The following is a 3,472-nucleotide window of genomic DNA, read 5'->3' on the forward strand; positions in this document are numbered from 1 at the left end:
CGCCCGGAACGGGCAGGACGGCGTCACCGCGAGACACCTGAAACGCGCCGAGCAGAGTGACGCGAAGCCGAGCACCCCCGTCCATTGCCCCATCTTCGCGCGCACCTTCGCACGACCCCAAATCAAGTCGGACGTGTCAGCGCCGTGTCAGCGCCGTCTTAGCTCCCATGTGCTCCGTGTGTGCTCGGTGTGAGCGGCCCGGGTCAGTCTTCGCATGCAGCACCCACCATCACCAACGACGGAGCCAACAGAGCACGTGCCCCAAGGACGATTCACACCACAGGAGGACACCTTGCACGACATCGACCAGCCACGTGAACGTTCCTCGGACCCGCAGCGCGGTGTCGCAGGGGTGGCGCTCATGGCCAGCGGAGGCATCTTCTTCGCCGCCGAGTTCATCGCCGCCGCGGCGTGGACGGACCCGCCCTACAGCTACACGTACCACTTCATCAGCGACCTCGGGGTTCACGGCCCCTCGACGGGGTTCGGACAGTACATGTACTCGCCGCTGGCGTGGGTGATGAATGCCGGCTTCATCCTGTTCGGGATCGCCGCGTTCGCCGGCGTCGCCATGATGAAGGGAATGCCGGGCAGACGACGCTGGACGGCGATCGTACTGGCGGCGCTACTGGCAGCCGGCGTCACCTTGGTGGCGCTGTTCCCGGGATCCGGCGAAGCCCTCGAGAACGGCACGGCCGCCTACCACGGGCTGGGCGCATTCGCGGCATTCATCTGCGGGAACATACTCGTCATCCTTATCGGCAGGACGTATCAGTCCCTCGGGATCCCTCGCGGACTGGGCAGGGCCCTGGTGGTGCTCGGGATACTCGGCCTCGTCTCCCTGGTGGCCTTCATGGCCGACCTCTCATCGGAAGCCGGCGTCCTCATCGGCCTGTTCGAACGCGGCGCCGTATATTCGGTCACGCTCGGCCTCATCGCCGTGGGCGTGGCACTACGGCGACACCGAAATCCCGCACGATAGACGTACGGCCCGCTGCGAGTGAGGCGGCCGCGGCGAGGACGGTGGCCCGTCCGGTCCCCTCTGGGTCAGGAGCGGTCGTCTCCGGCCGCTTGGACGAGATCGTTGCCGCCGACGACGAAGCGCACCTTGACCTGCTTTGAGTGGGTCGTGCCCTCGATCGCGCCGGCGACTCCGCGCACCTCCAACGGCCCGGTGCCGCCGTTGACGACGATGTCGGCGCCGAACACCTTGGCGAAGACGCCGGTGTCCTCCGGCACGTCGAGGACCAGGTCGATGCGGCTCTTCTGGAGGAAGTAGCGCAGGGCGGATGACGAGGTGATGTGCAGGACGTCGCCCTGGACCCTGGCCCGGGCGCCCAGCGTCGCGACGTCACCGAGCGCCGTGACGGTCACCATGTCGGTATCGACGGCGTTGATTCTGATGTTGCCGCCCACGATGCGGATCTCCACCCGCTTGATCTGGCCGGGCCCGGCCGACCGGAATACCTCTACCCTGCTATCGGACGACACCGTGGTCTCCTCGTGTAGGGTGCGTGCTCCTGATGGACCCATGGTGAGCCACGTAAGCGGATATGTCCCGATCCGCAGGCGTCCGACTCTCACCCTGTGACGTGACCGTCCGGGCCGTCCTGCCCCGGCGAGGACGGCCCGTACATCAGGCCGCGGTCAGAGTTTTCCGGCCTGGACGTCGGCCAGCGTCACCCGGGAGATCTTGAAGGTGGTCACGGACGACGGCTTCCGCCCCGGCGCACCGACCTCGGAGCGGATCGGCATCCCGGTCTCGGCGTCGATCGTCAGCGCCTGTTCGTCGTCGCCGTGGAACAGCTCCGGTCCCGCCGTGAGGGTCAGCGTGGGCCGGCCGTCGGTCGTCGAATCCTTGACGGTGACCTCGGGAATGGTGGAAAGCAGGCGGAGTACGCCCGCCCGGATGTCCGGGTTGGCCGCCCCCCGGGCCAGCGCGTCGACGCTGTTCGCCCAGAGGTGGTTGTCGACGAGGTTCTCCAGGGCCTTGCCGGTGGGCCGCTTCGGCGGAGTGATGCCCTTCTCCTGGAAAACGCGCTGGTCCTTGGCCATGGCCTTGTCCCATGCCGCCTTCTGCTCGGCGGGGCTGAGCCCGAGGCCGAACGGGTTGGGCGTGGCGTTGACCATCTGCTCGCGGGCGGCGCCGAGGTCGCCGGTCGCCGCGAAGCGCGCCGCCGCCACCTCACGGGCGTTCACGTCCTCGGCGAGGTTGTCATGGCCGGCGATCGCCGCTGGGAGGGCGCTCTCGGTGTCTGTCACGTAGTACTCGCCGCTGTCGGTGTACAGACTGCAGGTGACGTCGGGCGGCCTGTTGTCGATGGTCCGGGTCCCGATGACCAGCGACGCGTCTCCCGGCAGGGAGCCGTGACGTGCCTTTATGTCGGTCACCAGGGCCACCAGCTTGATATCGGCGGTGCGCGCCTGGGAGATCGTCGCGACCGGCGGCGCGGGCCGGGGCGCCGACGGGGTGACGAACACGATGGCCGCCGCCGCCGCCGCGGCGAGCGCGCCAATGCCGATGCCGGCCTTACCCAGGACGCCCAAGCGGCGGTTGCCCGCCCGGGAGAATCGCTCTTTCCGCGCCGGGGTCATCTCCGGCACCTGCGCGGGCCCGGACTCGGCCATCGCGTCCAGCAGCGTCGCCCGAGCCCGCTCGTACGCCTCGGGCCGCAGGGGCGCGGCATCCTTCAGCCGACCGACCAGGTCCATCTCGTCCACGATCACTTGCTTTCCTTCACACTGTTGAGATCGGTCAGTAGCGCGGCCACTTCCGGCGCGTTCCGCAGCGCCATCCGGGCCTGGTGCAGCAGGCGGCGTGCCGTCCCGGCCGGCATGCGGAGCGCCCGCGCGGCATCGGCGACGGTCAGGTCCTCCCAGGCGACCAGGGTCAGCACCTCTCGTTCCTCTGGCTTGAGCTTGTCCAGGGCCGGCCGGAGCACCGCCTGGGTGTCCACGCGGGCGTCCACCGCCGACCAGGGATCCCACTCGTTCGCCATGCTCGTCACGTCGGGTACGAGATCCTCCGCCGGCCGGGACCGCCAGTGATGCCGCAGCCGGTTCAGGGCCACCCCGTACAGCCACGGCCGCGCTTCGGGGAACGACTGGTCATAGGCCCTCCGGGACTCGAAGGCCGCCACCCACATCGCCGAGGAGGTCCTCGGCCGCCTCGCGCCCCACCCGCCGCGCGAGGTAGGCCCCGACGGCACCCTCGTGGCGGCGGACCACCTCCACGAAGGCTTCCTTGTCCCCGGCCAGCGACCTGCCTATCAGTTCTGCGTCTGTCGTCATGACCTTCCTCGGGTCCGCTTGCCTTCCATCCTGCAATTGCCGGCTCACCGCCAAAGCGTTCAGAACCTTGTCGAGCCCAGGCTGGATGCGGGCTGAGCGTCGGTCGGCCGGAAGTGCTGGGTGGGGCTGTCTGGGAGAGCGCGGACAGTGTCGAGACGCAGGCCGGTGCCACCGCGATGCC

General features: G+C 69.1%; 5 protein-coding genes. 1 reads left to right on the forward strand and 4 read right to left on the reverse strand.

Annotation, left to right across the window (positions count from 1 at the left end; translation table 11 throughout):
- Window positions 1-292 precede the first annotated feature (292 nt).
- Window positions 293-982, forward strand: a complete 690-nt coding sequence (locus AB0O34_RS36405; RefSeq protein WP_363923497.1) for a DUF998 domain-containing protein — start codon at window positions 293-295, stop codon at window positions 980-982.
- A 65-nt stretch (window positions 983-1,047) separates the two neighbouring features.
- On the opposite strand, the gene AB0O34_RS36410 is transcribed toward AB0O34_RS36405, so the two are convergent.
- The 4 genes from AB0O34_RS36410 to AB0O34_RS36425 all read right to left on the reverse strand — a co-directional run bounded on the left by AB0O34_RS36410 (window position 1,048) and on the right by AB0O34_RS36425 (window position 3,291).
- Window positions 1,048-1,491 (reverse strand): hypothetical protein, encoded by a 444-nt coding sequence (locus AB0O34_RS36410; RefSeq protein ID WP_363923499.1) that lies wholly within the window; start codon window positions 1,489-1,491, stop codon window positions 1,048-1,050.
- A 156-nt stretch (window positions 1,492-1,647) separates the two neighbouring features.
- Window positions 1,648-2,727 carry a hypothetical protein gene (locus AB0O34_RS36415; protein WP_363923501.1) on the reverse strand — a complete coding sequence of 360 codons (1,080 nt, stop codon included), beginning with the start codon at window positions 2,725-2,727 and terminating at the stop codon, window positions 1,648-1,650.
- The gene (locus AB0O34_RS36420) at window positions 2,724-3,146 is read right to left on the reverse strand and encodes a sigma-70 family RNA polymerase sigma factor (protein ID WP_363923503.1); all 423 of its coding nucleotides are present in this window, start codon (window positions 3,144-3,146) and stop codon (window positions 2,724-2,726) included. Before AB0O34_RS36420 ends, AB0O34_RS36415 begins: the two co-directional genes overlap by 4 nt.
- On the reverse strand, window positions 3,109-3,291 hold the full coding sequence (locus AB0O34_RS36425) for a hypothetical protein (protein WP_363923505.1): 183 nt from the start codon (window positions 3,289-3,291) through the stop codon (window positions 3,109-3,111). The genes AB0O34_RS36420 and AB0O34_RS36425 overlap by 38 nt, the downstream gene beginning before the upstream one ends.
- Window positions 3,292-3,472: the final 181 nt, after the last annotated feature.

Origin of the sequence: Sphaerisporangium sp. NPDC088356, assembly GCF_040685555.1 — a bacterium.
In the GTDB taxonomy this organism is placed as follows: domain Bacteria; phylum Actinomycetota; class Actinomycetes; order Streptosporangiales; family Streptosporangiaceae; genus Sphaerisporangium.

Coding starts and splice junctions, on each gene's coding strand:
- AB0O34_RS36420 (WP_363923503.1), bottom strand. CDS start 3,146: ATGTGGGTGGCGGCCTTCGAGTCCCGGAGGGCCTATGACCAGTCGTTC.
- AB0O34_RS36425 (WP_363923505.1), bottom strand. CDS start 3,291: ATGACGACAGACGCAGAACTGATAGGCAGGTCGCTGGCCGGGGACAAG.